General features: G+C 71.7%; 20 protein-coding genes. 8 read left to right on the forward strand and 12 right to left on the reverse strand.

Annotation, left to right across the window (positions count from 1 at the left end; translation table 11 throughout):
* The first annotated feature begins 8 nt into the window (after positions 1-8).
* The 5 genes from HHX35_RS03825 (at position 9) to HHX35_RS03845 (ending at position 5,254) form a co-directional block, all read left to right on the forward strand.
* Positions 9-842, forward strand: a complete 834-nt coding sequence (locus tag HHX35_RS03825) for a glutamate ABC transporter substrate-binding protein (RefSeq protein WP_139576151.1) — start codon at positions 9-11, stop codon at positions 840-842.
* A 33-nt stretch (positions 843-875) separates the two neighbouring features.
* The gene (locus HHX35_RS03830; RefSeq protein WP_139576150.1) at positions 876-1,547 is read left to right on the forward strand and encodes an amino acid ABC transporter permease; all 672 of its coding nucleotides are present in this window, start codon (positions 876-878) and stop codon (positions 1,545-1,547) included.
* Entirely contained in the window at positions 1,544-2,422 is an 879-nt protein-coding gene (locus HHX35_RS03835; RefSeq protein ID WP_182897574.1) for an amino acid ABC transporter permease, read from the forward strand. The genes HHX35_RS03830 and HHX35_RS03835 overlap by 4 nt, the downstream gene beginning before the upstream one ends.
* An 88-nt stretch (positions 2,423-2,510) precedes the next feature.
* Entirely contained in the window at positions 2,511-3,248 is a 738-nt protein-coding gene (locus HHX35_RS03840; RefSeq protein WP_182897575.1) for a transporter substrate-binding domain-containing protein, read from the forward strand.
* 53 nt (positions 3,249-3,301) lie between these two features.
* Complete coding sequence (locus HHX35_RS03845; RefSeq protein WP_182897576.1) at positions 3,302-5,254, forward strand: prolyl oligopeptidase family serine peptidase; 1,953 nt, start codon at positions 3,302-3,304, stop codon at positions 5,252-5,254.
* Positions 5,255-5,445: 191 nt separating this feature from the next.
* Here the strand turns inward: HHX35_RS03845 and rny are convergent, their stop codons facing one another.
* The 3 genes from rny to recA form a co-directional block, all read right to left on the reverse strand.
* Positions 5,446-7,068 (reverse strand): ribonuclease Y, encoded by a 1,623-nt coding sequence (gene rny / locus HHX35_RS03850; RefSeq protein ID WP_182897577.1) that lies wholly within the window; start codon positions 7,066-7,068, stop codon positions 5,446-5,448.
* Positions 7,069-7,348: 280 nt separating this feature from the next.
* Positions 7,349-7,954, reverse strand: coding sequence for a recombination regulator RecX (gene recX / locus HHX35_RS03855; RefSeq protein ID WP_396779671.1), 606 nt, complete (start codon positions 7,952-7,954; stop codon positions 7,349-7,351).
* Positions 7,955-8,307: 353 nt separating this feature from the next.
* Positions 8,308-9,408 (reverse strand): recombinase RecA, encoded by a 1,101-nt coding sequence (recA, locus tag HHX35_RS03860; protein ID WP_030506474.1) that lies wholly within the window; start codon positions 9,406-9,408, stop codon positions 8,308-8,310.
* 330 nt (positions 9,409-9,738) lie between these two features.
* Between recA and HHX35_RS03865 the strand changes: the two genes are divergently transcribed.
* On the forward strand, positions 9,739-10,014 hold the full coding sequence (locus HHX35_RS03865) for a hypothetical protein (RefSeq protein WP_310738883.1): 276 nt from the start codon (positions 9,739-9,741) through the stop codon (positions 10,012-10,014).
* 22 nt (positions 10,015-10,036) lie between these two features.
* Here the strand turns inward: HHX35_RS03865 and HHX35_RS03870 are convergent, their stop codons facing one another.
* The 7 genes from HHX35_RS03870 to HHX35_RS43125 form a co-directional block, all read right to left on the reverse strand.
* Complete coding sequence (locus tag HHX35_RS03870) at positions 10,037-11,122, reverse strand: ABC transporter permease (protein WP_182897579.1); 1,086 nt, start codon at positions 11,120-11,122, stop codon at positions 10,037-10,039.
* Complete coding sequence (locus HHX35_RS03875) at positions 11,119-11,997, reverse strand: ABC transporter ATP-binding protein (protein WP_182897580.1); 879 nt, start codon at positions 11,995-11,997, stop codon at positions 11,119-11,121. Before HHX35_RS03875 ends, HHX35_RS03870 begins: the two co-directional genes overlap by 4 nt.
* On the reverse strand, positions 11,990-12,298 hold the full coding sequence (locus HHX35_RS03880; RefSeq protein ID WP_139576141.1) for a transcriptional regulator: 309 nt from the start codon (positions 12,296-12,298) through the stop codon (positions 11,990-11,992). Before HHX35_RS03880 ends, HHX35_RS03875 begins: the two co-directional genes overlap by 8 nt.
* Positions 12,295-12,726, reverse strand: coding sequence for a hypothetical protein (locus tag HHX35_RS03885; protein ID WP_182897581.1), 432 nt, complete (start codon positions 12,724-12,726; stop codon positions 12,295-12,297). The genes HHX35_RS03880 and HHX35_RS03885 overlap by 4 nt, the downstream gene beginning before the upstream one ends.
* 207 nt (positions 12,727-12,933) lie before the next feature.
* A complete protein-coding gene (locus HHX35_RS03890; RefSeq protein ID WP_139576139.1) occupies positions 12,934-13,128 on the reverse strand; it encodes a DUF3046 domain-containing protein in 195 nt (64 codons plus the stop codon).
* Between the two features lie 81 nt (positions 13,129-13,209).
* On the reverse strand, positions 13,210-13,698 hold the full coding sequence (locus HHX35_RS03895) for a VOC family protein (RefSeq protein ID WP_139576138.1): 489 nt from the start codon (positions 13,696-13,698) through the stop codon (positions 13,210-13,212).
* Positions 13,699-13,743: 45 nt separating this feature from the next.
* A complete protein-coding gene (locus tag HHX35_RS43125) occupies positions 13,744-13,878 on the reverse strand; it encodes a hypothetical protein (RefSeq protein ID WP_259404698.1) in 135 nt (44 codons plus the stop codon).
* Between the two features lie 130 nt (positions 13,879-14,008).
* Here HHX35_RS43125 and HHX35_RS03900 point away from each other — a divergent pair, with 130 nt between their 5' ends.
* On the forward strand, positions 14,009-19,111 hold the full coding sequence (locus tag HHX35_RS03900) for a DEAD/DEAH box helicase (RefSeq protein WP_182897582.1): 5,103 nt from the start codon (positions 14,009-14,011) through the stop codon (positions 19,109-19,111).
* A gap of 671 nt (positions 19,112-19,782) precedes the next feature.
* Positions 19,783-21,969, forward strand: a complete 2,187-nt coding sequence (locus tag HHX35_RS43130; RefSeq protein ID WP_259404699.1) for a cellulose binding domain-containing protein — start codon at positions 19,783-19,785, stop codon at positions 21,967-21,969.
* Positions 21,970-22,051: 82 nt separating this feature from the next.
* Here HHX35_RS43130 and HHX35_RS03915 read toward each other — a convergent pair whose 3' ends face one another.
* Together HHX35_RS03915 and HHX35_RS03920 are read right to left on the reverse strand one after the other, a co-directional pair.
* Positions 22,052-22,735: a M15 family metallopeptidase gene (locus HHX35_RS03915; RefSeq protein ID WP_310738885.1), complete on the reverse strand. Its 684-nt coding sequence runs from the start codon at positions 22,733-22,735 to the stop codon at positions 22,052-22,054.
* Between the two features lie 16 nt (positions 22,736-22,751).
* Positions 22,752-23,927 (reverse strand): ROK family transcriptional regulator, encoded by a 1,176-nt coding sequence (locus HHX35_RS03920; protein WP_182897583.1) that lies wholly within the window; start codon positions 23,925-23,927, stop codon positions 22,752-22,754.
* Positions 23,928-23,959: the final 32 nt, after the last annotated feature.

The following is a 23,959-nucleotide window of genomic DNA, read 5'->3' on the forward strand; positions in this document are numbered from 1 at the left end:
TGACGCGGATGCGATTCGGAGCCGGCCTGCTCGCGCTGGCCGCCCTGGCCACCGGCCTGACGGCCTGCGGCAACTCCGGTGCGGACTCGATAGCCGACAAGGCCAAGAACGACAAGAAGCTCGTGATCGGCATCAAGATCGACCAGCCGGGCTGGGGGCTGAAGAAGCCCGACGGCAGCTACGGCGGGTTCGACGTCGACGTGGCGAGGTACGTCGCCAAGGAACTCGGCGTGCCGGAGAGCGGGATCACGTTCAAGGAGGCCCAGTCGGCCAACCGCGAGCCGTTCATCCAGCAGGGCCAGGTGGACATGGTCGTGGCGACCTACTCCATCACCGACGAGCGCAAGAAGAAGATCTCCTTCGCCGGGCCCTACCTGATCACCGGCCAGGACATCCTCGTCCGCGCCGACGACACCTCGATCACCGGGGTCGAGTCCCTCAAGGACAAGAAGGTCTGCGGCGCGCAGGGCTCCTCGTCGCCGAAGCGCCTCGCCGACAAGTTCGGGGCGGAGTGGGAGTCCAAGAACCTCACCCAGCAGCAGGGGTACGGCGCGTGCCTGCCGCTGCTGGAGAACAAGCAGGTCGACGCGATCTCCACGGACGCGACGATCCTCGCCGGGTTCGCCGCCCAGTTCCCCGGCAAGTTCAAGCTGATCGGCCAGCCGTTCAGCGAGGAGAAGTACGGCATCGGCATCAAGCTGGACGACAAGGCCGGCCGCGACGCGATCAACAACGCGATCGAGAAGTTCTTCAAGGACGGCAGCTGGCGCAAGGCCCTCGACGCCAACCTCGGCGAGTTCGGCAAATACTTCACCTCGCCGCCGTCCGTCGAACGGTACTAGAGCACCGATAGCGGCACTGGAAGGAGGCAGGCGGTGGAGGCCGTCGTCGACGAGCTTCCCGTCATCCTCGGCGCGTTCTGGCTGACGGTGAAGCTCACGGTGGTCAGCGGGGTGATCTCGCTGATCTGGGGGATCGTGCTGGCGGCCATGCGCGTCAGTCCGCTGCCGGTGCTGCGAGGGGCGGGTGCGCTGTACGTCAACGTGCTGCGCAACACGCCCCTCACACTGATCATCGTGTTCTGCGGTCTCGGCCTGGGCACGGTGATGAACGTCCAGTTCTCCCGGGACGACCTGTCGCTCAACAGCTTCTGGCTGTCGATCATCGGGTTGTCCGCCTACACCTCCGCCTTCGTGTGCGAGGTCGTGAGGTCGGGGATCAACACCGTGCCGCTCGGGCAGGCGGAGGCGGCCCGGGCGATCGGGCTGACGTTCCTGCAGACGCTCCGCCTGGTGATCCTCCCCCAGGCGGTGCGCACGGTCATCGCGCCGCTCGGGAGCCTGCTGAACGCGCTGGTCAAGAACACGACTGTCGCGGCCGCGATCGGCGTCATGGAGGCGGCGCTGCGGATGAAGAACCTGTTCGACGCCCACGGAGACGCGATCATTCCCATCTTCCTCGGCTTCGCCGCCGGGTTCGTCGTGCTGACCCTTCCCATGAACCTGCTGTCCGGCCGGCTGGCCCGGCGCCTGGCGGTGGTCCGATGACCGGGCGCGGCGCCAGCGTCCTCTACGACGTCCCGGGCCCGCGCGCCCGCCTGCGCAACAACGTGCTGACCCTCGCGTTCGGCGTCGTCCTGCTGCTGGTCGCGTACTTCGTCTGGACGAAGTTCGAGGAGAAGGGCCAGTGGGACGGCACGCTGTGGCAGCCGTTCCTGCGGGCCGACACCTGGACCGAGCTGATCCTGCCCGGGCTGCTCAACACGCTGGCCGCCGCCGCGGTCGCCGCGGTGCTCGCGCTGCTGTTCGGGGCCGTGTTCGGCATCGCCCGCCTGTCGGACCACCGCTGGGTGCGGATCCCGGCCGCGGTGATCGTCGAGGCCTTCCGCGCGGTCCCGGTGCTCATGCTGATCTTCTTCGCCCAGTACGGCGGGAGCCTGGCCGGGCTGGTCGTGACCGAGTTCGCGGCCGTCGTCTTCGGCCTCACGGTCTACAACGGGTCGGTCCTCGCGGAGATCGTGCGCGCGGGCATCCTCGCCGTGCCGCGCGGCCAGGCCGAGGCGGGATCCGCCATCGGTCTGCGCAAGAACCAGGTGATGCGGCTGATCCTGCTGCCGCAGGCGGTGACCGCGATGATGCCCGCGATCGTCAGCCAGCTCGTGGTGCTGCTCAAGGACACCGCGCTCGGGTTCGTCGTGGCGTACGCCGACCTGCTGAACGCGGGTGCCCGCGTGGTGCCGGCCAACTACGCCAACCTGATCCCCTCGGTCATCGTCATCGCGGTGGTCTACATCGCGATCAACCTGGCGCTGGGCTACCTCGCCACCTGGCTGGAACGGCGCAGCAGGCGCAGCCGCAAGATCTCGGCCGACCCGGCCGCCGCCGAGGTGGCCGCGGGCGGCGAGGTCGCGCTGATGAGCTGACACCCTCCCGCCTGACGCCGCGCGGGTCAAGGGTTCTTTGCCGTGTCGCTGCTGGCGGGGGGACGCGCGCGACCTCGATATTGAGCGCGTGTGGCGTGGCGTTGCCGTGGTCGGCGTCCTGGCGGCCGCGTTCCTGACCGGTGGATGCGGGAACGACGGCACGCTGGTGGTCGGCGTGCGTCCCGGGCAGCCGGGCCTGGTCACGCGGCTTCCCGACGGGCGCTACAGCGGCTTCGACATCGAGGTCGCGCAGTACGTCGCCCGGGCGCTCGGTTATCGCGACGACCAGGTCGTCTACACGCTCGACACCGCGCGGGCCGATCTCGTCGTCGGCGCCACCGGTCCGCCGGGCTCCCGGTATGTCGCCGGCCCCTACCTCGTCACCAGCACCGACGTCCTCGTCCGGGCTCACGACCTGTCCATCCGCCGCCCGCGCGACCTCGCCCGCAAACGCGTCTGCGCCACCCGGGAGTCCGCCGAGCCGCTCGTGCGGAGGTTCGGCACCCGCTGGCGGCAGTTCTTCCTCGCCGAGGCGAACCTGCCCGCCGCCTGTGCGCCGCTGCTCGCCTCCGGCAGGACCGACGCGATCGTTGCCGACGCCCCCGTGCTCGCCGGGCTGTCGGCGCAGTATCCCGGCAGGTTCCGCTTCAGCGGCAGGTCGCTGGCCACCGAGAAGTACGGCATCGCCACCGGGACGGCCGCACTGCGCGACCAGGTCGAGGAGGCGCTGCGCCGGATGTTCGAGGACGGCACCTGGAAGCGGACGGTCATCGACCAGCTCGGTGCGCTCGCCACCCGCTACACCACCCCTCCGTCCCTCGACTGATGCGTTGCCGCATTCGCACCCGCGGGAGCGGGCTCGTCCGGCAGGATGCGGTCATGCCCCCCACGCCTGGCCCGAGGTCGTTCTCGCCACGGCCATCGCCCATCTCCACCACCGACGTGGCACGTGCCGGTCTGCGGCTCGGCTTCCCGACCGTGCTGGGCCGGGAGACGTGGTGGGAGGAGGACCGCGCCGCAGAGGGCGGCCGCCGTACGGTCGTCCACCGGGCCGCCGACGGCGCTCTCACCGACCTGCTTCCCGCGCCCTGGGACGCCCGTACGCGCGTCCACGAGTACGGCGGGCGGTCGTATGTCGTGGTCCCGGGCCACGGGCTCGTCTTCGCGCACCACCCCGACCAGCGGCTCTATCTCGCCCGGCCACGGGCCGGCGGCGAGCCGGGCTCGGGCGCCGAGCGGCCTCGCCCGGTCACGCCGGAGCCCGACGAGCCGGGCGCGCTGCGCTACGCCGACCTGCGGGTCCAGAACGGCCCGGACGGGCCCCGGGTGTGGTGCGTCCGGGAACGCCACCACCAGGACGCCAAGGTCACCCGATCGATCGTGTCGGTGGCGCTGACCGGGGCCGGCGACGTCACCGAGCAGGTCACCGGCAGCGACTTCTACGCCTCGCCCACGCCGTCCCCCGACGGCCGGCACCTCGCCTACATCTGCTGGAACCACCCGCACATGCCCTGGACCGGCACCGAGCTGCGGGTCACGCGGCTGTCCGACGGCGTCACGCGGACGGTGATGGGCGGGCCGGCCGAGTCGGTCCTCGCGCCGCTGTGGTGCGACGAGAGGCGCCTGTACGCGGTCTCCGACCGGTCCGGCTGGTGGAACCTCTACCGGGCCGACATTTCCGGCTCGTCGTGCGAGGCCCTCTGCCCGGCGGAGGAGGAGTTCGCCGGGCCGCTGTGGCAACTCGGCGGCCTGCCGTACGCCGTGCTGGGCGACGGGCGGCTCGCCGTGCTGCACGGACGCGGCGACCTGCGCCTAGGCGTCCTCGATGCGGAGACGGGCACGCTGACCGACCTCGACGTCCCCTTTCAGGGGTGGGCGCCCGTGCTGGACGCGGACGGCGACGTGCTCGTCGGCCTCGGCTACCGGGCGGGCGCGCCGCGTTCGGTCGTCCGGATCGACGCCGCCGGTGGCTCCCGTGCCCCCGGTGACGCCGGTCGGGCCGAGGAACTGCGACGGGAGATCGAGGACGTTCCCGCCGGCGTCCTCCCGGTGCCCCGGACCGTGGAGTTCGAGGCTGTGGGGTCCGAGGCTGTGGGGTTCGAGGCCGGGCCCGGCGCGCGGGTCCACGCGTACCTGTATCCGCCGGAACAGCCGGACGTGGGCGGCGCGCCGTACGTCGTCTTCGTGCACGGCGGGCCTACCGGGCACGCGACGAGCGAGCTCAGCCTGGAGAAGGCCTTCTTCACCAGCCGCGGCATCGGCGTGATCGACGTCAACTACGGCGGATCCAGCGGGTACGGCCGGGCCTACCGGGAGCGCCTGCGCGGCCGGTGGGGCGTGACCGACGTGGAGGACGTGATCGCCGCGGCGAAGTGGCTGGTCGCGGAGGGCCTCGCCGACCCCGCCCGGATCGCCGTACGCGGGGCGAGCGCGGGCGGGTGGACGGTCATGGCCGCCTGCGGCGCGTCGGACGTCTTCGCGGGCGGCGTCTCGATGGCGGGCGTCAGCGCGCTCGGGCCGCTCGTCGCGGCCACCCACGACTTCGAGTCGCGATACGTGGAGTGGCTGGTCGGTCCCGAGGACCGCTACGGCGAGCGTGAGCCGCTGGCCCGGGCCCACCGGGTGAACTGTCCGATGCTGCTCATGCAGGGGCTCGCCGACCCGGTCGTGCCGCCGGCCCAGTCGCAGGCGTTCGCCGAGCGCCTGATGGCGCGCGGCGTGCCCTGCACCTATCTGACGTTCGAGGGCGAGGCCCACGGGTTCCGGCGGCTGGAGACCAAGGCGGCGGCCCTCGCCGCCGAGCTGTCGTTCTACCTGCAGATCTTCCGATGAGCGGGGCCGGTCACCCGTCCGTCCCGGCGAGTAGCGTGCGCATGCGGTCGATCTCGATGCGCTGGTCGGCGTCGACATGGGTGACCTCGGGGGGCGTCCCACCGGGGCGTCCCCCGCACGACCGGGGCCCCCGCCCAGCGATGGGCGGGGGCCCTTGACAGGCGCTTGGATGAGGCGTGACGGCCGAGGCCTTACCGGGCGAACTCCGTGGCGCGGGACTCGCGGACCACGGTGATCCGAATCTGGCCGGGGTAGGTCAGCTCCTCCTCGACCTGCTTGGCGACGTCCCTGGCGATGACCTGGGCCTGGATGTCGTCCACGTTCTCCGGCCGGACCATCACCCGGATCTCGCGGCCCGCCTGCATGGCGAAGACCTTGTCCACGCCGTCGTACGACTGGGCGATCTCCTCCAGGCGCTCCAGCCGCTTGACGTACGCCTCCAGGGACTCGCGCCGGGCGCCGGGGCGGCTGCCGCTGATCGCGTCCGCGGCCTGGGTGAGGACCGCCTCGACGGTCCTGACCTCCACCTCGTTGTGGTGCGCCTCGATGGCGTGGACGACGTCCTCGTGCTCGCCGTACCGCCGGGCGATCTCCGCGCCGATCATCGCGTGGCTGCCCTCGACCTCGTGGGTGAGCGCCTTGCCGATGTCGTGCAGAAGCGCACAGCGCTTGACGAGGTCACGGTCGAGCCGCAGCTCGGAGGCCATGATCCCGGCGATGTGCGCCGACTCGATCAGGTGCTTGAGCACGTTCTGGCCGTAGGAGGTGCGATAGCGGAGCTGGCCCAGCAACGTGACCAGCTCGGGATGCATCTCGGTGATGCCCAGCTCGACCAGCGCGTCCTCGCCCGCCCGCACGCACAGGTCCCGCACCTCGGCCTTGCTGCGCTCGTACGCCTCCTCGATGCGCTGGGGGTGGATCCGGCCGTCGAGCACGAGCTTCTCCAGCGTCAGCCTGGCCGTCTCCCGACGGACCGGGTCGAAACACGACAGCAGCACCGCCTCCGGCGTGTCGTCGATGATCAGATTGACCCCGGTGGTGGACTCGAAAGCCCTGATGTTGCGGCCCTCGCGGCCGATGATGCGGCCCTTCATCTCGTCGCCGGGCAGATGGAGGACGCTCACCACCGACTCGGCCGTCTGCTCGGTGGCGACCCGCTGCACGGCCAGCGTCACGATCTTGCAGGCGCGCTTCTCGCCCTCCTTCCGGGCCTCGCTCTCGATCTCCCGGACGATCAGCGCGGCCTCACGCTTGGCCTGGTTCTCGATCTCCCTGACCAGCTCCGTCTTGGCCTGTTCGGCCGTCAGTCCGGCGACCCGCTCCAGGATCTCCTGCCGCCGCTCGGCCACCCGCTCCAGCTCCTCGCGGCGGTCGGCCAGCTCGGTCTCGGTCTCGGCCAGCTTGCGGGCCCGCTCGGTCTGCCTGCGTGCCTCCTCGTCGAGCCGCTGCTCGCGCTCGGCCAGCCGGTTCTCGCGGCGTTCGAGGTCGGAGCGCAGCTCCTTGAGCTCCGTCTTGAGGATTCGCGCCTCCTCCTCGACCTCCTTGCGCATCAGCGCTGCGCTCTCGGCGAGTGTCTCCGACTTCTTGAGGATCTCCCCCGCGTCACGCTCCGCCTTCGTGCGGATCTCCTCAGCCTCGCGTCTGGCCCGTTCGAGTTCCTCGTTGACCTCGGCCTTCACCTCGGCAAGCTGCTCGGGCGAGGGGCCGGGCGGTGCGACGGCTCCGGTGCGGCGCATGACTATGACGAGGGCGGCGATCATCACGAGAGCCAGCAGCACTACCGCAACCGCAAGAACGATCACGATCGTGTCCATGCGCGCTCACCCCTCACGACAACTCTTGGCAGGGGTCACACGCGCAGCACGGCAGCGCCCGGTGGCGTCACCAGGACAAATATCGTCGCAATGCCCAGGCGCCCCGAGGGGCGGCCCATATGGCCCGAAGGCCGGTCAATGTCTCTCGTCCGTCGTGGTTCACCGTTATGGCAATCCGCGCTGCGCGGAGTAACTCCTCACTGCGGTCGAGATTAAGCGTCAGAGAGGTAACGAGCAAGCAAAGATGCCCTGTCAAGTGACTTTTGCGTGGTGCTATGGCTCACTCGAAGGTATCCGGAAGCCCATCTGACGGGCTGCCCTCGGCCTCGATCGCCTCTCGGACCACGCGGAAGGCCAGTCCCGGCGAGTAGCCCTTGCGGGCCAGCATGCCGACCAATCGTCGCATGCGCGCCTGCGGCTCCACCCCGCGGGTGGCGGCCAGCTTCCGATCCACCAGCCTGCGTGCGGTCTCGGCCTCCTCGTCCGGATCGAGCCGTCCGACGGCGTCCTTGACCGTCTCCTCGGCCACGCCGCGCCGCCGCAGTTCCTGGGCGAGCGCGCGGCGGGCGAGCCCGCGACCAGTGTGCCGGGAGCTCACCCACGCGGCGGCGAACGCCTCGTCGTCGATGAGCCCGACCTCGGAGAACCGCTCCAGCACGGCGTTCGCCGCCTCCTCGGGCACGTCCCGCTTGCGCAGGGCGTCCGCGAGCTGGGCCCGGGTCTTGGGTGCCATCGTCAGCAGCCGCAGGCAGATGGCTCTGGCCACCGCCTCGGGGTCGGCCGGCGGGCCCTCGCCCGCCGCGGTGCCCTCCTGAGGCCCGTCGGGAAGCCATCCGCCGGACCTCCCACGCTTTCCCCGGCCTCTCGGCGCTCCCCGTTCTCCCAGGCCTGCCCAGGCTCCCAGAGCCGCCTGTTCTCCCGGAGCCGCCTGTTCCCCCAGCCCTGCCCAGTCTTCCGGAGCTGTCTGTTCTCTCAGGCCTGCCCGGTCTCCTCGCCGGCCACCACGTCCCTGGCGCCGGCGTCCGTCCCGGCCGGCCTCCTGGCCCGCCTCCGCACGCCCGATCTCCGCGCGCCCGATCTCCGCGCGCCGAATCTCCTCGCGCAGGGCGGCGATCGTCGCGGAGGCGTCCTCAGCCGATCCGGGCAGCTCTTCGGCCGGCCCCCAGAGTCCCGAGTTCCAGTCCCCCGGCCCGACCCCGTCATCCGGGCCGGGGGGCACATCGCGCCTCATGCCTGCGCTCAGACGTCACCCGGCTTGGGCGCACTGGCCGCCTTGCTGCCCCGGCCGGACGTGGGGGCGGGCGGCGCCGCCGGAGCGGCGGGGGGCTCGCTCGGCGAGTCGAGCCGCGGCCCGACACCGAGCTTCTCCTTGATCTTCTTCTCGATCTCGTTGGCGATGTCGGGGTTGTTCTTCAGGAAGTTGCGGGCGTTCTCCTTGCCCTGCCCGAGCTGGTCGCCCTCGTACGTGTACCAGGCTCCGGCCTTGCGCACGAACCCGTGCTCGACGCCCATGTCGATCAGCCCGCCCTCGCGGGAGATGCCGATGCCGTAAAGGATGTCGAAGTCGGCCTGGCGGAAGGGCGGGGCCATCTTGTTCTTGACGACCTTCACCCGGGTCCGGTTGCCGACCGGCTCGGTGCCGTCCTTGAGCGTCTCGATCCTGCGCGCGTCCAGCCGCACCGACGCGTAGAACTTCAGCGCCTTACCACCCGTGGTGGTCTCGGGGCTTCCGAACATGACGCCGATCTTCTCGCGGAGCTGGTTGATGAAGATGGCGGTGGTCCGGGTCTGGTTCAGCGCACCGGCGATCTTGCGCAGGGCCTGCGACATGAGGCGGGCCTGGAGACCGACGTGGCTGTCGCCCATCTCACCCTCGATCTCGGCCTTCGGCACGAGGGCCGCCACGGAGTCGATCACGATGATGTCGACGGCGCCGGAGCGGATCAGCATGTCCGCGATCTCCAGCGCCTGCTCACCGGTGTCCGGCTGGGAGACGAGCAACGCGTCGACGTCGACGCCCAGCTTCTTGGCGTACTCGGGGTCGAGGGCGTGCTCGGCGTCGATGAACGCGGCGATGCCGCCGCCCTTCTGGGCGTTGGCCACGGCGTGCAGGGCGACCGTCGTCTTACCGGAAGACTCGGGGCCGTACACCTCGACGATCCTGCCGCGGGGATAGCCGCCGATGCCGAGGGCGACGTCGAGAGCGATAGAACCGGTGGGGATGACCTCGATCGGCGCACGCGCGTCGTCTCCGAGGCGCATGACGCTGCCCTTGCCGAACTGCCGCTCGATTTGCGCGAGGGCGGTCTCAAGGGCCTTCTCGCGGTCGTTGATTGCCATTGGGTGCCCCCTGAAGGGTGGTCGTCTGCTCGGTCACCGAAAAGCTACGGGGTGCCACCGACATTTTCCGGAGCTTCTCGCAGCCCGCCCCGGAAGGCGGGCCGGGAGCCCGTCGCGCCCCGGCGACCTGACGGCGCGCACCCCGGCGGCGACCAGTCCAATATAGCCGAACGACTGTTCGATCACATGCCCGAACCGCCGCCGAGGCCGGGACGAACGGCGTCCCAACCGCGCCGTTACATTCCCGGGCGTTACTCTGCCATGGTTGCCAGCGCGCTGACCTGGGACGATCCTTGTAGCAAAGCTGGATCTCCCCGCTGGAGGGGCCACGTGACGGGCACCGGCGACTACAGCGGACAGCGCCTGGCCCGCCTTGAGGCGCTCGCGGCGCGGCTCCCCGAGCACGGTCTCTCCGCGCGACTGCTCGGCACGGACGATCCGGTCCTGTCCGTCTGGCACCCGGGCACCGGCAGGCAGACGATCGTCTTCGCGACGCCCGCCAAGGGCGGCTGGATGTTCCTGTGGGCGCCGGGCGGCCAGGAGAGCGCCGACGACCCCGGCCGTGCGGCCGAATTGATCGGTCGGACGCTCTCCCGGCACCCCTGATCGTCCGCCGGCGCCCCGGCCGTCAGCGGACGACCTCGCCCAGCTTGACCCGGGCGCCGGTGCGGAGCACCGCCCGCTGATAGACGCGGGCCGCGCCCAGGAGGACGGCCACCACGGCCACGACCATGAGCGCTCCGGCGATGAGGATCTCCCCCAGCGGCACGTCGACGGCCGCCGTACGCACGGGCATGACCATCGAGGAGAACGGCGGCACGAACGACAGCACGCGCGCGACCGTGCCCGTCGGCTCGACGGCGGCGAAGTAGGCCGTCAGGTAGGTGAACATCATGAGCATGGTCATCGGCGTCAGGACGGTGTTGAGCTCCTCCTGCCGCGACACCAGGGAGCCGAAGGCGGCGGCGAGCGCCGAGAAGAAGGCGTAGCCCAGCACGAACCAGACGACCGCGCTCACCACGATTCCCCCCATTCCGGGCGGCAGGTCGGCTGTGAAGCCGGTCGCGAACGACGCCGCCAGACCGGCGGCGATGACCACGACGAGGTTGACCAGCCCCAGCGAGCCCAGCCCGACGATCTTGCCGCCCAGGAGCTGCCAGGGACGCACCGAGGTGAGCAGGATCTCCACGATGCGGCTGCCCTTCTCCTCCACCACACCCATGGCGACGAACATCGAGGAGTAGATGAGCAGGAAGAACAGCACCATCACGATCAGCGTGGCGATGCCGGTGCGCACGCCCTGGTAGCGGGCGTCCGCGCCGGCCGACTCCACCGTCAGCGGCGTGATCGTGAGACCGGACGCCTTGATCTGGGCGTCACGGTGGGCGCTCTCCAGGATCAGCCCCAGCCGCTGGTCGAGTTCGCCGTTGGCGAGGACCTTGTCCCCGTTGATGAGGGCCGCGTCGAGGTCCCCGTCGACCACGGCCTTCCGGGCGGCCGCCTCGTCCGGCCACCGGGAGTACGCGAGCTGGGCGGCGGGCGGGGGCGCGTCGCCCACCACGCCGACGTCGTAGGTGTCGTCGCCGCCCAGGACCTTGGGCAGGAACGCGAGCGCCGCCACCAGGACCGCGCTGACCGCCAGACTGATCAGGTAGGACTTCGTCCTGACGCGCGTGCGGATCTCCCGCTGGGCCACCAGCCACAGGCCGTTCATGCCACCGCCTCCCTGAAGATCTCGGCCAGCGTCGGCTGCCTGCGGCCGAAGTGCTCCACTCTGCCCGCCCCGATCGCCGTACGCAGGATGTCCTGGTCGTCGCCCTCCTCGCACAGCAGGACGTCACGGTCGCCCTCGCGGGTGAGCTCGCCGGGCAGGCCGTCGGCCCAGCCGGGCGCGGCGTCCCTGACCACGACCCGCAGCACCCCGCGGCCCTCCCGCTCGCGCAGCTCGCCGACCGGTCCGTACGCCACCATGCGGCCCGCCGAGATGATGCCGACCGAGTCGCAGAGCTGTTCGACCAGGTCGAGCTGGTGGCTGGAGAAGATCACCGGCACGCCCGCGGCGGCGCGGTCCTTGAGCACCTCCGCGAGCGCGTCGACCGCCAGCGGGTCGAGGCCCGAGAACGGCTCGTCGAGGATCAGGACCGCCGGCTCGTGGACGAGCGCGACGGCGAGCTGCACCCGCTGCTGGTTGCCGAGCGACAGCGCCTCCACGGCGTCGTCGCGCCGCTCGACCAGGCCGAGCCGTTCGGTCAGGGCGGCGGTGGCCGAGCGCGCGGCGGCCGGGGCGAGCCCGTGGAGCCTGCCGAAGTATTCGATCTGCTCGGCGACCTTCATCTTCTGGTAGAGGCCGCGCTCCTCCGGCATGTAGCCGAACGTGCGGCGGTCGTCGTACGTCACCGGGCGCCCGTCCAGGCGCACCTCGCCGGAGTCGGCGTCGAGCACGCCCATGACGATCCGCATCGTCGTCGTCTTGCCCGCGCCGTTGGCGCCGACGAACCCGAACATCTCGCCCGGCCGTACGGTGAAGCCCACCCCGTCGAGGGCGGTCTTGTCTCCATAGCGTTTGCGCAGGCCGTCGATCTCAAGCACGGGGGGTCGCCTCCACAATTCGTCGCAGAACGTCCATGTATGTCTCGAAGGCCCTACGCCCCTGGTCGGTCAGCGAGAGCCAGGTGCGTGCGCGCTTGCCGACGAAGGTCTTCTCCACCCGGACGTAGCCGGCCTCTTCGAGCGTGAGGATGTGCTTGCTGAGAAGCGAGTCGCTGACCTCGATGGTGTCGCGGAGGAAGCGGAAGTCGGCCTTGTCCGCCGCCGCCAGGGCCGCCATGATCGACAGCCGCACGGGCGCGTGAATGATCTCGTCGAGCTCGTGACGCGGGTGAGCCGTCATCGGTTCCTCATCACGCGGAGTCCGCCGTACACCAGGGGCAGCCCGGCGAGCACCGACAGCGCGACGAGCGCCGCCGTCCAGCCCGCCGTGGGCCGGTCGGGCCGCAGCCAGACGCCGAAGACGAACGGCAGCATCATCGTCACCACGTACGCGGCCGAGACCGGCCCGTTGATCCGCTGCATCAGCCGGTCGTGCACCCGCAGCCGGGCCCAGTACACGCACAGGGCGACCGTAAGGACGATCCAGCCGAGCCCGGCGAGCAACGGCAACGGATGGCCGCCGAGGAACATCGCCGGCCAGTAGACCATCGTGGCCAGTCCCACGAACAGGTATGCCCGTCCGGGCCCGCGCGAGGAACGCCGGACCCGCCGCCCCACGCGCCCGATCTCCTGGAGAGCCTCATCGGGAGTGAAGTCGTCTCCGCTCATATGCCTTCCTCCGTGTTCATCTGCTCAACACGGTAGCAAGCACTCAACCGGCATTCAAGTAGTTGCCGTAGACGACGGAGGACATGAGTCATGGACGGAGCGGCACGTGACGGGATCACACCGCCGCGCTCGCGGGGTGGAGTCGACGGAGACCGCCGCCGAGCGGTAGCCCCCGGCGCGGTCCGCCGGTAGGCGGGAGAGGGAGTGTCAGCGCAGCCTGGGGTCCACGTCGACCTCCTGGCAGACGGCCTGCCAGACCCGCTTGGCCGCCACGCCCTCCGCGAGAGCCTGCTCGACCGTACGCCCGCCGAGCCCGGCGATCACGTAGTCCTTCGCCCACGACTCCGCGTACGCCTCGCCGAAGTGGCGGCGCATCCTGTTCCAGAAGTCTGTGAGGCGCATGCGTTCAGTATGACGCCGCGGCCCGGATGTCCCGTCCCGGCCGCGGCGTCGCGGTCGCCGCCCCACCGGCAGGGGACGGCGTCACATGACGCGGGTGCCGTACATCTCGCCGAGCGGGTCGGCGAGCAGCTCCAGGCGGGCGCCGTCGGGGTCCTGGAAGTAGATCGAGCTACCGCTTTCCACCTGGTGGGGGACACCGGCGGCGTCGAGCTTGCCGCGCAGGCGCTCCCACGTCGCCCGCTCCACCGAGATCGCGATGTGGTGGAGCCCGCCGAGGACCTCCTTGTACGGCTCCAGGTCGAGGCCGGGGAGGTCGAAGAACGCCAGCAGATTGCCGTTGCCGATGTCGAAGAAGAAGTGGTTGGACCCGCGGTAGTCGCGGTTCTCGAATATCTCGGTCAACGGGAACTCGAGGAGCTCGTGGTAGAAGCGGATCGTCCGCTCGACGTCAGACGAGATCAGTGCGAAGTGGTGCAGGCCCCTCGCGCTGCTTGCGGCACGGCGCTCGCTCAGGTAGCGCTCGCGGATCCGCGCGCGCTCCGCCTCGATGGCCGCGTAGTCGATTTCCATACTGAGGAAGTTTGGCCCGATGGCGGCATCTCATGCTGTCCGGGGTCAGGGGAGCAGCCATCTTCGCCAGCTCACCCATTCCACGCGTTCCGCCCGCAGCGCCTCGTATCGCGACTCGCGGGCCAGGCGGGCCTGGTGGGCGAGGTACTGCCGGTCGGTGCGGCTCGTCCTGCGGAACATCTCGTTTCCCTTCGTCGAAGGTCGTGGTCGTGGTCGTGTCGTACGGGATCAGCCTGCCTGGGCCGGCTTGCCCCGCACTTGCCTCACCTGGTGACGGGATGGCGGCGCGGCGTTTTCTGTCGGTGGGGCGATGCATGATGGGCAGGTGGGTGCGCTCGACGGCTTCAGCCTTGTGACCAGGGAGTGGTTCACCGGCGCCTTCGCGACGCCGACCGCCGCGCAGGAGGGCGCGTGGTCGTCGATCGCGCGGGGTGAGAACACGCTCGTGGTCGCTCCCACCGGGTCCGGCAAGACGCTCGCGGCCTTCCTGTGGGCCATCGATCGGCTCGCCGTCGAGCACACGACCCGCCCGGCCTCGCCGGGAGCCGAGGTGGGGCGGCCCGGCGGCCGCCGCGGTGCGCGACGCGGCCGGAAGGACGACGGGGAGCCGCCCCGGCCCTGCCGGGTCGTGTACGTCTCCCCCCTGAAGGCCCTCGCGGTGGACGTCGAGCGGAACCTGCGGGCCCCGCTCACGGGCGTCCGGCAGACGGCGCTGCGAATGGGCCTGCCCGCCCCCGACATCTCGGTGGCGATCCGCTCCGGAGACACCGCGGCCGAGGAGCGGCGCCGTTTCGCCGCCCGGCCCTCCGACATCCTGATCACGACGCCCGAGTCCCTGTTCCTGATCCTCACCTCGCAGGCGCGCGAGGCGCTGCGCGGCGTCGAGACCGTGATCGTGGACGAGGTCCACGCCGTCGCGGGGACCAAGCGCGGGGCGCACCTCGCGCTGACCCTGGAGCGGCTCGACGCCCTGCTGCCCGCTCCGGCCCAGCGCATCGGGCTGTCGGCGACCGTGCGGCCGGTCGAGGAGGTGGCGACGTTCCTCGGCGGGTCCCGCCCGGCCACGGTCGTGCAGCCGCCCTCCGAGAAGGTCATCGAGGTCGACGTCGTGGTGCCGGTGGAGGACATGACCGAGCTGGCGCCGCCTCCTCCCGGCGCTGACGGCGAGTCGCCGGAGCACCGCAGGAGCATCTGGCCGCATGTCGAGGAGCACCTTCTCGACCTGATCGAAGCCCATCGGTCCACGATCGTCTTCGCCAACTCGCGGCGTCTGTCGGAGCGCCTGTGCACCCGGCTCAACGAGCTCGCCTGGGAACGGCGGACCGCGCCCGCGCCGGACGAGGGTGCGAGCCCGGGCCTCGGAGATCCGGCCCACTGGTCGGATGCCTTCGAGGAGTTGCACGCGCAATGGTCGGACCGGCACGAAGGACCTGACGCCCAACACGCGGACAGCGCGCACGAGGACAGCGAGCCCGGGGACAGCCGGCACAAAGACAGCGCGCACGGGGACAGCGAGCCCGGGGGCACCGGGCGGACGGACGCCCTTCGGCCTGATGCCCGGCGCGGGGATGCCCGGCGCACCGGCCCGCCGGCCATGCCGTCGGAGATGATGGCCCAGGCGGGAGCCTCGGGCGGCGCGATCCCCGAGGTGGTGCGGGCACATCACGGCTCCGTCTCCAAGGAGGAGCGCTCCCAGATCGAGGAGGCGCTGAAGTCGGGCCGTCTGCCCGCGGTGGTCGCCACCTCCAGCCTGGAGCTGGGCATCGACATGGGGTCGGTCGACCTGGTGGCCTGCGTCGAGGCGCCGCCCAGCGTGGCGAGCGGCCTGCAGCGCATCGGCCGCGCCGGGCACCAGGTCGGGGCCGTGTCCCGCGGCGTGATCTTCCCCAAGTATCGGGGCGACCTGGTCCAGACGGCCGTCGTGGCCGAGCGCATGCGCACGGGGCAGATCGAGGAGATCCGCTATCCGCGCAACCCCCTCGACGTGCTGGCCCAGCAGATCGTCGCGATGACCGCGCTCGACGAGTGGACGGTCGACTCGCTGGAGGAGCTGGTGCGCCGGGCCGCGCCGTACGCCACGCTGCCGCGCAGCGCGCTGGAGGCGACGCTCGACATGCTCGCCGGGCGCTACCCGAGCGAGGAGTTCGCCGACCTGCGGCCGCGCATCGTGTGGGACCGGGTGACGGGCACCCTCCAGGGCCGTCCCGGGGCCCAGCGCCTGGCGGTGACCAACGGGGGCACCATCCCCGACCGCGGGCTTTTCGGCGTGTTCCTGGTGGGCGACAAGGCGTCGCGCGTGGGCGAGCTGGACGAGGAGATGGTCTACGAGTCCCGCGTCGGCGACGTGTTCGTGCTGGGCGCGACCTCGTGGCGGATCGAGGACATCACCGCCGACCGGGTCCTGGTCTCCCCCGCCCCCGGGCAGCCGGGCAAGCTGCCGTTCTGGCACGGAGACGCGCCGGGCCGGCCCGCCGAGCTCGGCCGGGCGATCGGCGCGTTCCTCCGCGAGCTGTCGGCCGCCGGAGCGGGCGGCCGGGGCGACGCGGCGTCGGCGCGCGAGCGGATCCGCGCGGCGGGGCTCGACGACTACGCCGTCGGCAATCTGCTCTCCTACCTGACCGAGCAGCGGGAGGCGACGGGCTATGTGCCCGACGACCGCACGCTCGTGGTCGAGCGGTTCCGCGACGAGCTGGGCGACTGGCGCGTGGTGATCCACTCCCCCTTCGGCGCGCGGGTCCACGCCCCCTGGGCGCTCGCCATCGGGCGGCGGCTGCGCGAGCGGTACGGCGTCGACGTCCAGGCCGTCCACTCCGACGACGGCATCGTGCTGCGCGTGCCCGACACCTTCGAGGACGCGCCGACCGACGTCGCGGTGTTCGACGCCGAGGAGATCGAGCAGGTCGTGATCGAGGAGCTGGGGGGCTCCGCCCTGTTCGCCTCCCGGTTCCGGGAGTGCGCCGGACGCGCCCTCCTGCTGCCCCGCCGCTCGCCCGGCAGGCGCAGCCCCCTGTGGCAGCAGCGCCAGCGGGCGGCCCACCTGCTCGGCGTCGCGAGCAAGTACGCCGGGTTCCCGGTGGTGCTGGAGACGATGCGCGAGTGCCTGCAGGACGTCTTCGACGTGCCGGGCCTGGTGGAGCTCATGCGGGACGTCGCCGCCCGCCGGGTGCGGGTGGTCGAGGTGGAGACCTCCCAGGCGTCCCCGTTCGCGGCGTCGCTGCTGTTCAACTACATCGGCGCGTTCATGTACGAGGGTGACGCGCCGCTGGCGGAGCGGCGGGCGCAGGCACTCGCCCTCGACACCGCGCTCCTCGCCGAGCTCATGGGGCAGGCCGACCTGCGGGAGCTGCTCGACCCGGATGTCGTCGCCGAGACCGAGCGGGAGCTGGCCCGGCTGGACAGGCCGTTGCGCGACGCCGAGGACCTCGCCGACCTGCTGCGCTCGCACGGCCCGCTGCTCGCCCAGGACGTCTCGATCCGCGAAGGAGATCCCGGCTGGCTCGCCGACCTGGAACGGGCGCGCCGGGCCATCCGGGTACGCGTGGCGGGCCACGAGCAATGGGCCGCGGTGGAGGACGCCTGGCGCCTGCGCGACGCGCTCGGGGTGCCGTTGCCGGTGGGCGTCCCGCACGAGTTCCTCGAAGCGCCCCTCGCCGGTGGGTCCGGCGGGCCGGGGCGGGCCGCCGCCCCCGATCCGCTCGGCGACCTGGTCGCGCGCCACGCCCGCACCCGCGGGCCGTTCTCCTCCGGCACGGCCGCCGCGCGCTTCGGCGTGGGCGTCGCCGTGGTGGACGAGGCGCTGCGCCGTCTCGCGGCGGCGGGCAGGGTCGTCGCGGGCGAGTTCCGCCCCGGGGGCCGGGGCGAGGAGTGGTGCGACGCCGGGGTGCTGCGGCTGCTGCGGCGCCGGTCGCTGGCGCGGCTCCGCAAGGAGGTCGAACCGGTCCCCCCGGAGACGCTGGCGGCGTTCCTGCCCGCCTGGCACGGCGTCGTCCCGCAGAGCGTCACGCCGGCCGACGGCGGGCAGGGCGGGAACGGCGGCCGGACCGGGCTCTCGAGGCCCGGCGCCGAGAACGGCCAGGGCCACGGCCCGGCGCGGGCCATGGACGCTCTGATCACGGCGGTCGAACGGTTGCAGGGGGCGGCCGTCCCCGCTTCCGCCTTGGAGTCGCTGGTGCTCCCCGCGCGAGTGCCCGGATACTCCCCCGCCCTGCTCGACGAGCTGACCTCGTCCGGGGAGGTCGTCTGGATGGGCCAGGGTTCCCTGCCCGGCGGCGACGGGTGGGTCGGTCTCTACTTCGCCGACACCGCACCCCTGCTGCTCCCCGCGCCGTCGGAGATCACCATGACTCCGCTGCACGAGCAGGTCCTGGAGATCCTGAGCGGGGGCGGAGCGCTGTTCTTCCGCGAGTTGTCCAACCGGATCGCGGCGGCGGCGCTCGGCGAGCAGGTGCCGCCCCTGTCCGGCCAGGACGCCGCCTCGGCGCGCCGGGCCAGAATCCTCGGCCGCGTCCCGGACGAGGCGGCGGGTGTCGCGCGTGCGAGCGCGGTGCCGGACGACACGACGCTCGCGGCGGCCCTATGGGACCTCGTGTGGGCGGGCCGGGTCACCGGCGACACGCTCGCCCCGCTTCGCTCGACGCTGGGCACCGGGCGGCCCGCCCACCGGCCGTCGGCGACCAGGCGCCGCCGCGCGGTGCTGCCGACGAGAAGCGGCCCGCCGACCGTGAGCGGCCGATGGTGGCCGCTGCCCTCGCCGTCGGCCGACGCCACCCAGCGGGCCCACGCGCAGGCCGAAGTCCTGCTGGAGCGGCACGGCGTGCTGACGCGGGGCGGCATCTCGGCCGAGCGCCTGCCCGGTGGTTTCTCCGCCGTCTACCAGGTGCTGCGCGCGTTCGAGGAGAGCGGCCGGTGCCGCCGGGGCTACTTCGTCGAAGGTCTGGGCGGTGCCCAGTTCGCCCTGCCGGGCGCGGTCGACCGCATGCGCGCCATGTCCTCCACGCGTCCCGCTCCGGTTGAGGACCTGTGGTCGATCCCCGCCCCGCCGCCGCCCCGCCGTGCGGTCGTGCTCGCGGCGACCGACCCGGCCAACCCGTACGGCGCGGCCCTGCCCTGGCCGGACCGCACGGACGACGTGACCCACAAGCCGGGCCGCAAGGCCGGCGCGCTGGTGGTGCTGGTGGAGGGCGCGCTGATCCTTTACGTCGAGCGCGGCGGGAAGACCCTGCTGTCGTTCGGGCCCGAGGAGGACCTGCGGTCCGCCGTGCTGGCCCTGGCGGTCGCCGTCAAGCGGGGAGCCCTGGGGAAGCTGACGGTCGAGCGGGCCGACGGCACCGCCATCGCCGACTCTCCCCTCGCGGCGGCGCTCGAAGCCGCGGGCTTCCACCCCACCCCCCGCGGTCTGCGCATCCGCGCCTGAATCCACCCTCCGCCACGGCTCGGCAGGCACCGCCTAGGGGGCTCCGGCCACTGATGGGTTCGGACAGAGGGCGACACGCGATTTCCGGCCGCCACCCGCGCAGGCGAAAGCAGGCATGGCGTTGCCGGCCGTCTTCCCTGGACATGTAATTTTCAGCCGATCCTCTGATCACGCGAAGGCGCGACACCTCCCGTGGGCGGCACAGGAACGGCGCCATATCGATTGTCCGGCCGTCCGCCGCCGACATGTCCGTTGACGCTTGACCCGCCCCCTGCGTACGGTCCGCCGGGAAACGCAAAGTTTCCGCGTAGGAAATCGTTTGTCGGACTCCTCGGGAGCGGCGGTGACAACAAACCCGGCAGGTGAAGTGCTTGATGGCTTTCCTGTCCGGCCTCCTGCCCTCCTATCGGCAACCGACCGGCAACCGATGTCCCAGCTGTTGTCATCCCCGCCGGAACCGTCCGGGCGGGGCCTCGCGGGGCGGATGAGCCGGCACGCGCGCGAGCCGGCCGAGGGTGGCGGTCCGGTCGATCGCCGCCTGCCGGCGTCAACCGCCGGATCAGAACGGCCGCTCCGCCGCATCAGGCCACGCCCGCTCAGTGCTCCACGTCAGCGGCTCTCTCATGGGCTCCCTTCTCCCGTCAACGCACCCACCGTCTTCAAGGAGACAGATGCGACTCTTCTCCCACCGGTTAGGACTGGCGCTGGCCGCCGTCGTCTGCGCCGGGACCGCCGGCGCTGTTGCGCCCGCCCTGACCGCCCAGGCCGCGACCGGCTGTCAGGTCACCTACACGATCACCAATCAGTGGCCGGGCGGCTTCGGTGCGAATGTTAGCGTTAACAACATCGGTGATCCGGTCAACGGCTGGAAGCTGACCTGGTCGTTCGATGCCGGGCAGACCATCACTGAGCTCTGGAACGGCAGCCACACCCAGTCGGGAGCGCAGGTCACCGTCAACGACGCCGGCTACAACAGCTCCATCCCCACCAACGGCACGACCAGCTTCGGCTTCAACGGCTCCTGGAACGGTTCCAACCCCGTTCCCACCGACTTCGCCCTCAACGGCACCCCCTGCACCGGCACCGTCGCCAGCCCATCGGCGAGCCCCACGCGGTCACCCGACTCGAGTCCGAGTGCGTCGCCCAGCCCGTCCGCCGGCCCCTCCACGAGCCCGTCCGCGAGCCCGTCGCCGACCCCTTCGGTCAGCCCCTCCGGCACCACGCCGCCGACGAACCCCGTGGGGAAAGTGCTCACCGTGGCAGCCGGCTCCCCGTTCCGGCCGGTCACGCATGTCGCCACCGGCGGTCTGTACGGCCTGGCCGAGAACAGCAAGCCAGCCGACTCGACCCTGCTGCCGCTGAAGGTCAACTCGCTGACGCAGCCCGCCCCGGGCGTGGGCCAGAGGCCCAACGGCCAGCCGCCCGGCGGCGACTCGCTGCTGGTAGCCCCGCAGGCCACCCGGGTCGGCGCCGGGGAGTACATCCGGATGCCGGACATCTACCCCAACTTCCCCTACCAGTGGGTGAGCTGGGACGACTGGCTGGCCAAGGTGAACACGATGGTCCGGGCCAGGCTCAACGCGACCTCGGTGACCAACATCGAGGGCTGGGAGCTGTGGAACGAGCCCAACTGGACCTGGAACACCTCCGCCGCCGGGTCGTTCAACGACGGCTGGACGCGCACCTACCGGGCGGTCCGGGCACTGGACACCACGACGCCGATCGTCGGCCCGAGCATCGCCTACTACAACCGCTCCTGGTTGTCGTCGTTCCTGAGCAGCGCCAAGGCCGCGGGCACGCTGCCCGACATCATCTGCTGGCACGAGCTGAGCGACCCCACCGCCATCGCCGCGCACATCGCCGACTACCGCTCCCTGGAGTCCTCGCTCGGCATCAGCCCCCGGCGCATCTCGATCAACGAGTACGCCGCCACCAGTGAGGTGGACGTCCCCGGCCGCATCGCCAGCTACGTGGCCAAGTTCGAGCGCGCCGGCGTCGAAACGGCGCACCGGGCGTTCTGGTACGAATACGGCACCATGAACGGCCTGGTCGTCAACAACAGCCAACCCACCGGCACCTGGTGGCTGTACAAGTGGTACGGCGACATGGCCGGCCGCATGGTCACCACCACCCCGCCCGCCCAGACCGGGCTGGACGGCTTCGCCTCCTATGACTCCACCCGCAAGATCGTCAACGTGGTCCTGGGCGACGAGTCCGGCACCAACACCGTCCGCCTGACGGGCATCGGCGCGCTCGGTCCCTCCGTCCGGGTCACGCTGGAGTCCACGCACACGCCGAACCGCTTCACCTCGGTCCCGGCGGCCACCGCCATCTCCGACATCGTCTACCGGGTGACCGGCGATCAGCTACTGGTGACGGTGCCGAACATGGCCACCTCCAACGCCTACCACGTGGTCGTCCAGCCGGCCGCCGGGGTGCCGTCCTACCAGCAGCGCTACGAGGCGGAGAACGCGTCGGTCTTCCGCGCCCAGCGGCAGACGGGCTCCAGCGCGTCCGAGGGCGGCTATGTGGGCCGCATCGACAACAACACGAGCACGCACCGGACGGACAGCTACGTGGACTTCGTGGTGAACGTGCCGACCGCCCGGACGTACACGATGACCATCGGCTACGCCAACGGCGACGACGCCACCGCCACCCAGGGCCTGGCCGTGAACGGCGGGTCGTGGAGCACCGTCAGCTACCCGGCCACCTCCGGGTGGGGCCAGTTCGGCGCCACCGTCAGCACCAGTGTCGGTCTCAAGGCCGGATACAACGTCATCCGCCTGGCCAAGGGCTCCCCCGGCTTCTCCGGTGGCACCGGCTATGCCGAGCTGGACTACATCCAGCTCACCTGAGCCACGCCGTCCTACCGAACCGCCCGCGCCGGCACGTCGGCGCGGGCGCACGCCTGACCCCGCACCGTCGATCGGGCCGTCCCTACAACTCGACCGGGCCGTAGATGGCTGCGGGGGCGCGGCGGGTCATCGCCCAGTAACGATCGCCGTACGACCAGTGCCACCACTCGGTCGGGTAGTTGACCAGCCCGGCCGCCTCCAGGGCGGCGCGCAGCACGTCGCGGTTGCGCCGCGCCTCGGCGCCCACAGGGGCGTCGGTGTAGCACGCGCCGCCGCTCTGCTCCGGGGTCGCGTTGACGGCCGTGCCCATGTCGAGCTCCACCCCGTGGTCGTCGCACAGCGTGAGGTCGACGGCCGCGCCCGCCGTGTGCGGGGCCACCTCGATCGGCGAGACGTACCGGCTCGCGGCGACGTGCAGCTCGGCGCCCGACATCCGGGGGAACGCCGCCCGCAACTCGTCCTTGTAATCCTCGAAGTACTTCGTCTGCAGCGCCGGCGGGCGGTAACCCTCGACCACCACCAGGTTGCACCCGGCGGGCAGGCGCTCCTGTGCCTCCTCCAGGCGGGCGAGCAGGCCCTCGCGCAGGTGGGCGTAGGCCCCGGCGGGGTCGGCGAGCCGCCCGTCCACCCGCAGCCGCCCCCGTACGTCGCTCAGCTTCTCCCCGCACTCGCTCACGCCGATCGAGGTCACGCGGGGGTCGGAGATGAGCACCGGACCCTCGGCGAGGCCGGGCACGGTGGAGCGATCACGCGGAGAGTCGGGCACAAGGATCAACCTATCGTCAGACGGTGTCCGAAAAGACCTCTTCACGCGCTCGGTCCAATGCCGCGACGATCGCACCCATGAGAACTGGATTGCCCTCCACTTCGGTCGCCACCACCGTGGGACGGCTCGGACACACCCGGGCCACCGCCTCCTCGACGCGCTCCGCGAGGTGAACGCCGCCGGCCCTGCCCACGTCACCGCCGAGCACGACGAGTCCCGGGTCGAGGACCACGGAGACCGCCGCGACCCCGACGGCGAGCCGTCCGGCCAGATCCTCGACGAAGTCCTCGTTGCCGGCGTCGATGGCCGTACGGACGAGGTCGGCCACCTCGGCGGCCCGCACGTCCGGGGCGGCGAGGCCGTGCGCGCGGGCCAGGTTCCACAGCGCCTCTCCTCCGACGAGGCGCTGGAAGGAGCCGGTCTGCGGCGCGGTGACCTCGCTCGGCAGCGGTTCCCCGGGGACGGGCAGCCAGCCGATCTCGCCCGCGCCGCCGGTGATGCCCCGATGCAGCCGGCCGCCGAGCATGACGCCGAGGCCCTGGCCGACGCCGGTCCACAGGATCACGAAGTCGTCGGCGCCCCGCGCGGCGCCGTACGTCTGCTCGGCGAGGGCCGCCAGGTTGACGTCGTTCTCGATGATCACGCACTCGCCGAGCAGGGTGCGCAGCCCGGCCAGGATGCCGACGTGCCAGGTGGGCAGGTCGACGGAGTAGCGCACGTCGCCGGTGATCGGATCGACCACTCCGCGCGTGCCGATGACGAAGCAGCGCAGCCGGGTGAGTTCTATCCCGGCCGTCCCGCAGGCCCGCTGGACGGCCTCGTGGACGATGCCCACGGGATCGCGGGCCTCGCTCGGGTCCACGGTCACCTGGGCGACGACCGTGCCGGTGATGTCGGCGACGGCGGCCGTGACGCTGTCCGGCAGCACCTCCAGCCCGGCGACGTACGCGCTGGAGGGGTTGACCCCGTACAGCGCGGCGTTGGGGCCGCGTCCGCCGGGCCGCTCCCCCGCGGTCGTGACCAGCCCGCGCGTCTCCAGCCGGGCCAGGAGCTGGCCGGATGTGACCTTGGACAGCCCGGTAAGCTCTCCCAACTCGGCCCTGGTCAGCGGGCCTCTGGAGATGAGGAGTTCCAATGCGGCGCGGTCGTTGATCTGCCGAAGCAGCCGAGGCGTACCCGGTCGTTGAGGCACCGGCTGGTTCCCCTCTCGTCACGATCCGCTAA

This window comes from Microbispora sp. H10830 (genome assembly GCF_014161375.1).
Classification (GTDB): Bacteria; Actinomycetota; Actinomycetes; order Streptosporangiales; family Streptosporangiaceae; genus Microbispora; species Microbispora catharanthi.

What these genes read in the sequence shown, in the direction of transcription:
- HHX35_RS03825 (WP_139576151.1), top strand. Translation starts at nt 9, where the DNA reads ATGCGATTCGGAGCCGGCCTGCTCGCGCTGGCCGCCCTGGCCACCGGC.
- HHX35_RS03835 (WP_182897574.1), top strand. Translation starts at nt 1,544, where the DNA reads ATGACCGGGCGCGGCGCCAGCGTCCTCTACGACGTCCCGGGCCCGCGC.
- HHX35_RS03845 (WP_182897576.1), top strand. Translation starts at nt 3,302, where the DNA reads ATGCCCCCCACGCCTGGCCCGAGGTCGTTCTCGCCACGGCCATCGCCC.
- rny (WP_182897577.1), bottom strand. Translation starts at nt 7,068, where the DNA reads ATGGACACGATCGTGATCGTTCTTGCGGTTGCGGTAGTGCTGCTGGCT.
- recA (WP_030506474.1), bottom strand. Translation starts at nt 9,408, where the DNA reads ATGGCAATCAACGACCGCGAGAAGGCCCTTGAGACCGCCCTCGCGCAA.
- HHX35_RS03870 (WP_182897579.1), bottom strand. Translation starts at nt 11,122, where the DNA reads ATGAACGGCCTGTGGCTGGTGGCCCAGCGGGAGATCCGCACGCGCGTC.
- HHX35_RS03880 (WP_139576141.1), bottom strand. Translation starts at nt 12,298, where the DNA reads ATGACGGCTCACCCGCGTCACGAGCTCGACGAGATCATTCACGCGCCC.
- HHX35_RS03885 (WP_182897581.1), bottom strand. Translation starts at nt 12,726, where the DNA reads ATGAGCGGAGACGACTTCACTCCCGATGAGGCTCTCCAGGAGATCGGG.
- HHX35_RS03890 (WP_139576139.1), bottom strand. Translation starts at nt 13,128, where the DNA reads ATGCGCCTCACAGACTTCTGGAACAGGATGCGCCGCCACTTCGGCGAG.
- HHX35_RS03895 (WP_139576138.1), bottom strand. Translation starts at nt 13,698, where the DNA reads ATGGAAATCGACTACGCGGCCATCGAGGCGGAGCGCGCGCGGATCCGC.
- HHX35_RS43125 (WP_259404698.1), bottom strand. Translation starts at nt 13,878, where the DNA reads ATGTTCCGCAGGACGAGCCGCACCGACCGGCAGTACCTCGCCCACCAG.
- HHX35_RS03900 (WP_182897582.1), top strand. Translation starts at nt 14,009, where the DNA reads ATGCATGATGGGCAGGTGGGTGCGCTCGACGGCTTCAGCCTTGTGACC.
- HHX35_RS43130 (WP_259404699.1), top strand. Translation starts at nt 19,783, where the DNA reads ATGCGACTCTTCTCCCACCGGTTAGGACTGGCGCTGGCCGCCGTCGTC.